The sequence below is a fragment of the Microcoleus sp. LEGE 07076 genome (assembly GCF_015207455.1).
Classification (GTDB): Bacteria; Cyanobacteriota; Cyanobacteriia; order Cyanobacteriales; family Microcoleaceae; genus Microcoleus.
The window spans coordinates 1-1338 of the sequence record NZ_JADEWV010000467.1 but is presented as its reverse complement, the minus strand read 5'-3'; the positions used below and the strand labels follow the sequence as shown (position 1 = coordinate 1338).

The window sequence follows — 1338 nt, the reverse complement described above, 5'->3', positions numbered from 1 at the left end:
CTTCAATCAAGATACCGCTGCTGTCCCGCACCAAGGATGCGTTACAAAAACTGGATTAATTCGGCAAAACAATCGGGGTTATTTTCAAGCCACAATTCCGCAAGCATGATTGAATGTTTGGTTTTCCTAAACTTGAGGCGAACAAATGATAACTTGGCAATATAGCCTTTCTCAGGTAGATGAGATACAGTATAATTATTGCTGTTATTGCACCTCATCTATCTAAAAAAGGCTATACGTTCTGTGAATCCCTTAAAAGTTTGGAAACAAATTGCGCTATTTGTGAGCTTAACTCTATTATCTCTGTTGGGTATCAAAACCACTTTTGCGACGCCCTCCCAAACAACTTTACAGGCTCAAAATTGTCCCTACGGAGGCAAGCCTCGACCCTTTGCTCAAGTCGTTACCGAAACAGATCCCCTGACTATCCGTTCTTCCCCCGACGGTCCGGTTATCGGGCTAGTTCCTAAAGGTTGGCAAGTCGTTACGGGCGATCGAGATGCCACAGGAAAGTGGGTAAAAATTGGCAGTGAATATAGTTCTAGCCCTCAAAATCTCGATGGAGGTGATACTAGAAGAGGAAGAGCGTTTGCAAATGCGCCTGAATTCCGAGTGGGCTGGGTAAATAGAGCTTATCTCAAACCTTTGGGTAATTTTTGTGAAAAACCGCTAAAAATACAGCGAAATAACTTGAGAGGATTGTCTGGGGATAGACAAGTTGTGATTCATGAAGATTGGCTGCAAATAGCAGATAGAATCGCCAGCAAAGATTATCAAAAATAACGCTTAATTTTGATAACCTACGCAAAAACCAGTGTTTTTTACGAGAACTAGGTTTTTTTACCAGATTAATTTTGGATTTATAACTAAGTCCTAATCCTGCAAATTATCTAGGTGGCAACTTATGACAAAATTGATCGAGCGCACCGCCATCAAATTAAAACGAGTTTTACAAGTTGCCGCAAAAGTCCCAGGAAATTACCACCGCTTTTTGCAAGCCGGACTAATTGATTCCCAGTCAGATTTCCCACAACTTGTCCCCTATTGGCAAACAGCTTTTGCTAACTTGCAGCCTATTGACAAACAAACAGTCCGGCAAAATCCCGGATTATTTCTAGCGAATGTTGACGATTTAGTTTACCGAGGAATGACTAGCGGAACTTCAGGTGATTTTTATACCTACTTTGCCGGGAATGAGTGGAATGAAGCGCGTTTGTTGGCACGAAAACGTGCTTTAGCTTGGTGGGTAATTGATGAACAAGTCCCAATTATCAATCTCGCCAGCCGCTTGCAGCCGATTCGAGTTAATGATGTTGCGTTAATTGGAAATATTACACC

Annotated in this window: 2 protein-coding genes; both read left to right on the top strand. The window is 41.9% G+C overall.

Going from position 1 to position 1338, the window contains the following annotated elements:
* The first annotated feature begins 243 nt into the window (after nucleotides 1–243).
* Entirely contained in the window at nucleotides 244–783 is a 540-nt protein-coding gene (locus IQ270_RS30315; RefSeq protein ID WP_228056852.1) for a hypothetical protein, read from the top strand.
* A 121-nt stretch (nucleotides 784–904) separates the two neighbouring features.
* On the top strand, nucleotides 905–1338 hold a 434-nt coding region (locus IQ270_RS30310), incomplete at its 3' end, for a hypothetical protein (protein ID WP_228056851.1).